The sequence below is a fragment of the Ornithinicoccus halotolerans genome, from assembly GCF_009602535.1.
In the GTDB taxonomy this organism is placed as follows: Bacteria; Actinomycetota; Actinomycetes; order Actinomycetales; family Dermatophilaceae; genus Ornithinicoccus; species Ornithinicoccus halotolerans.
Window position 1 is genome coordinate 1 of the sequence record NZ_WIQI01000169.1, and the last position, 3,826, is coordinate 3,826.

The 3,826-nt window shown below is 74.2% G+C and carries 5 protein-coding genes; 3 read left to right on the forward strand and 2 right to left on the reverse strand.

Annotated features, from left to right (window positions below):
- Positions 1 to 749 (reverse strand): HesA/MoeB/ThiF family protein (locus GFJ45_RS15520; protein ID WP_194288720.1); only part of this gene is annotated, 749 nt, incomplete at its 3' end.
- A 90-nt stretch (positions 750 to 839) separates the two neighbouring features.
- On the opposite strand from GFJ45_RS15520, the gene GFJ45_RS15525 reads away from it, so the two are divergent.
- Both GFJ45_RS15525 and GFJ45_RS15530 read left to right on the forward strand, forming a co-directional pair.
- The gene (locus tag GFJ45_RS15525; protein ID WP_153398845.1) at positions 840 to 1,064 is read left to right on the forward strand and encodes a DUF3107 domain-containing protein; all 225 of its coding nucleotides are present in this window, start codon (positions 840 to 842) and stop codon (positions 1,062 to 1,064) included.
- Positions 1,065 to 1,212: 148 nt separating this feature from the next.
- Entirely contained in the window at positions 1,213 to 1,479 is a 267-nt protein-coding gene (locus tag GFJ45_RS15530) for a GlsB/YeaQ/YmgE family stress response membrane protein (RefSeq protein ID WP_153398847.1), read from the forward strand.
- Positions 1,480 to 1,509: 30 nt separating this feature from the next.
- Here the strand turns inward: GFJ45_RS15530 and GFJ45_RS15535 are convergent, their stop codons facing one another.
- Positions 1,510 to 2,262, reverse strand: coding sequence for a ferritin-like fold-containing protein (locus tag GFJ45_RS15535; protein ID WP_153398849.1), 753 nt, complete (start codon positions 2,260 to 2,262; stop codon positions 1,510 to 1,512).
- 177 nt (positions 2,263 to 2,439) lie between these two features.
- On the opposite strand from GFJ45_RS15535, the gene GFJ45_RS15540 reads away from it, so the two are divergent.
- The coding region (locus GFJ45_RS15540; protein ID WP_153398852.1) for a DEAD/DEAH box helicase at positions 2,440 to 3,826 on the forward strand (1,387 nt) is incomplete at its 3' end.

Sequence of the window (3,826 nt, forward strand, 5' to 3'; positions counted from 1 at the left end):
CCGCTTCCCGCCGCCGCGGCGCTGTCCCCGCAGGCAGGGCAGTCCGGGCGCCGGCGCAGCGGGACGCGGCCCCAGGACTGGTCGGCCGCGTCGTGGACCAGCACGCCCGCCACCGGGCGGCCCAGCCCGGTGAGCAGCTTCAGGGCCTCGGTGGCCATGACGGCGCCGAGCGTGCCCGGCACACTGCCCAGCACGCCCGCCTCGGCGCAGGAGGGGACCGTCCCCGGCGGGGGCGGGTCGGGGAACAGGCACCGGTAGCAGGGGCCGTCCCCCGGGACCACGACGCCTACCTGTCCCCCGAGCTCCTGCACCGCTCCCCACACCAGCGGCACGCCCGCGGCGACGGCGGCGGCGTTGGTGGCGTAGCGGGTCGGGAAGTTGTCACTGCCGTCGACCACCAGGTCCCAGCCCGCCAGCAGCCCGGCGGCACTGCCGGGGTCCAGCCGCTCGGCCAGCGGCACCGCCTCGACGTCGGGGTTCAGCTCGCGCACCCGCGCCGCGGCGGACTCCGCCTTGCCCTGGCCGAGCGCGGACGTCCCGTGGACGACCTGGCGGTGCAGGTTGGACTCCTCCACGAGGTCGTCGTCCACGATCCCCAGCCGCCCGAGCCCGGCCCCGGCCAGGTAGAGCAGCACGGGACTGCCCAGCCCACCGGCACCCACCACCAGGCAGGAGGCGGCTCGCAGCCGAGCCTGGCCGGGCTCCCCGAGGCCGGCCAGGCCGAGCTGGCGGTCGTAGCGGCCGGGCATGGGCCCAGGATAGGTCCGGCTGCGAGCGGCCCGGGACGACCTGACAGGATCGATCCGAGACCGTGTGAGGCCGCGACCAAGGAGGAGCAGATGCAGATCCGGATCGGCGTGCGGGACGTCGCCACCGAGGTCCTGGTGGAGACGGAGGAAGATGTCGAGCAGGTCCTGCAGCGGGTCCGCGCGGCACTGACCGGCGACCAGCCGACGCTGGAGCTGCCGGACGACCGCGGCGGCCAGGTGGTGGTGCCCACCGCGGCGCTCGGCTACGTGCAGGTGGTCGGCGAGAAGGGCAGGGTCGGCTTCGGCCGACCCTGACCCCGCAGCCTCACCGCCCCGCCCAACCAGAACCAGAGACCCCGACCCAGGTGGACACACTGTGACGCAGATCACAGTGTGAGGTTGTTCAAGGGTGGGTAATGACTTCGTCTGGGATCACGACACGTACCGGAAGAGAGACCAGTCCATGGCATCCATCCTCGTCGCGCTGCTGCTCGGCATCATCATCGGCCCGCTGGCACGGCTGGTGCTGCCCGGGAAGCAGAACATCTCCCTGATCATGACGATCGTCCTGGGTGCGCTCGGCGCCCTGGCCGGGTCCTGGATCGTGGGTGCCCTGACCAGCATGAGCGGCTTCAACTGGCTGGCGCTCATCGTCGGGGTCGTGGCGGCGGCCGTGCTGGTGCTCATCTACGGCGCGGTGACCGGCCGCAGCAGCAGCACCACCCGTTGAGGGGCCCGCCAGGTCCCCACCCCGCTGCCGTCACGGCTCCTCGGTGTCCGGCTCCGTCGGCCCGGCCGGCGGACTGGCTGCCCGCCCGGTCAGCCCCAGCGCAGCCATCCGCTCCTCGTGGGCCTCGGTGAGCCGGGCCACCAGCCGGCCCAGCCCCGCCAGACCCCCGTCCCCGTCCTCGTCTCCCGCCGCCTCGCCGCTCCCGGTCTCGGCGCCGCCGAGCACGAGCAGCGCCAGCGCGTCCCGCTCCACGGCCACCGCCTGCGCCTGGGCGAGCGTCTCGCCGACGATCCGCCGCGCCCACAGCGCCAGCCGGCCGCGGGCCGAGGGGTCCTCGGCCAGCGCCTGCCGCACCGTCCGGGCCAGCAGGTCGTCGTCGTGGTCGGCCAGGACCTCCTGGATCAGGTCGGCCCCCGCGGGCTCGAGCCGGGCGGCCACCTCCCGGTAGAAGTCGCGGGCCAGCCCGTCCCCCACGTAGGCCTTGACCAGCCCCTCCAGCCAGTCCGCCGGCTGGGTCCGCTCGTGGAAGGCACGGACCACCTGCCCGTACGGCGCCATCGCCTGCTCCGGCCGCTGCCCCAGCTCCTCCAGCCGGGCGGCGATCCGCTCGTGGTGGCCGAAGTCCCGGACCGCCTGCCGCCCCAGCGGGACCTGGGCGGCGGGGTCGGGGGCCTGGTCGGCCGCGCGTGCGGTGTGCAGGAACGCGGTCAGCTCGGCGTGCGCGAGCAGCCCCAGCAGCTCGGTCTCGGCCCCGGCTGGTGGCGAGGAAGGGCGCGTCGGCATGGTCCTCACCGTAGTGGCCGAGCCGGTCGGTAGACTGGTGGTGACCACACGGTGCCCGGTCGGCACGTGAGGCTGCAGGGAGCAGCCGCCCAGGACCCTCTCCGATCGGCCCGTCACCCGCCGCGCGACGGCCCCGGCCGTCCGCCTGGCCCCCGACCGGAAGAGTCAGACACACCCATGGAAGAACACCGCACCTTCGCCGACTTCGACGTGCACCCTGACATCGTCACCGCGCTGTCCGAGCAGGGGATCACCCACCCGTTCCCCATCCAGGCGATGACCCTGCCGGTGGCGCTGGCCGGCCACGACATCATCGGCCAGGCCAAGACCGGCACCGGCAAGACGCTCGGCTTCGGCGTCCCGATCCTGCAGCGCGTCGTCACCCCGACCGACGCGGGCTTCGCCGACCTGCCGCAGGCCGGCCGCCCGCAGGCGCTGGTCGTCACCCCCACCCGCGAGCTGGCGTTCCAGGTCGCCGGGGACCTGGAGAAGGCCGGCGCCCGGCGCGGCGCGCGGGTGCTGACCGTCTACGGCGGCCGGGCCTACGAGCCGCAGATCGAGGCGCTGCGCGCCGGCGTCGAGATCGTGGTGGGCACGCCCGGCCGGCTCATCGACCTGGCCAACCAGGGCCACCTGGACCTGGGTCACGCCCGGACCCTCGTCCTCGACGAGGCCGACGAGATGCTCGACCTGGGCTTCCTGCCCGATGTCGAGAAGATCCTGGCGATGACCCCCGCCGGTCGGCACACCATGCTGTTCAGCGCCACCATGCCCGGTGCCGTGGTCTCCCTCGCCCGCCGCTACATGAGCCAGCCCACCCACATCCGCGCCATCAGCGAGGACGACTCCGGGCAGACCGTCGCGGCCGTGGAGCAGTTCGTCTACCGCGCCCACGCCATGGACAAGGTCGAGATGCTGGCCCGGATCCTGCAGGCCGAGGGCCGCGGGCTGACCATGATCTTCTCCCGCACCAAGCGCACCGCGGCCAAGGTGGCCGACGACCTGGTCGAGCGTGGCTTCGCCGCCGCCCCGATCCACGGCGACCTCGGCCAGGGCGCGCGGGAGCAGGCGCTGCGCGCCTTCCGCAATGGCAAGGTCGACGTGCTGGTCGCCACCGACGTCGCCGCCCGCGGCATCGACGTCGAGAACGTCACCCACGTCATCAACTACCAGTGCCCCGAGGACGAGAAGGGCTACCTGCACCGGATCGGCCGCACCGGCCGTGCCGGCGCCACCGGCGTGGCCATCACCTTCGTGGACTGGGACGACCTGCACCGGTGGGCGCTCATCAACAAGGCGCTCGACCTGGGCATCCCCGACCCGCAGGAGACCTACTCCTCCTCGGCGCACCTCTACGACGAGCTCAGCATCCCCGAGGGCACCCGCGGCACGCTGCCGCGCTCGGCCCGGACCCGCGAGGGGCTGCGCGCCGAGCAGGTCGAGGACCTCGGCGGCCGGGAGGACGCCCACGGCGACCGCCGTTCCGGTGGCCGTGTCCCGGTCTACGAGCCGGTCGCGGGACCGCGACGACCCGGTGCCGCCGGGCGCGTGATCGAGGAGTTCG

What these genes read in the sequence shown, in the direction of transcription:
- GFJ45_RS15525 (WP_153398845.1), top strand. Translation starts at nt 840, where the DNA reads ATGCAGATCCGGATCGGCGTGCGGGACGTCGCCACCGAGGTCCTGGTG.
- GFJ45_RS15530 (WP_153398847.1), top strand. Translation starts at nt 1,213, where the DNA reads ATGGCATCCATCCTCGTCGCGCTGCTGCTCGGCATCATCATCGGCCCG.
- GFJ45_RS15535 (WP_153398849.1), bottom strand. Translation starts at nt 2,262, where the DNA reads ATGCCGACGCGCCCTTCCTCGCCACCAGCCGGGGCCGAGACCGAGCTG.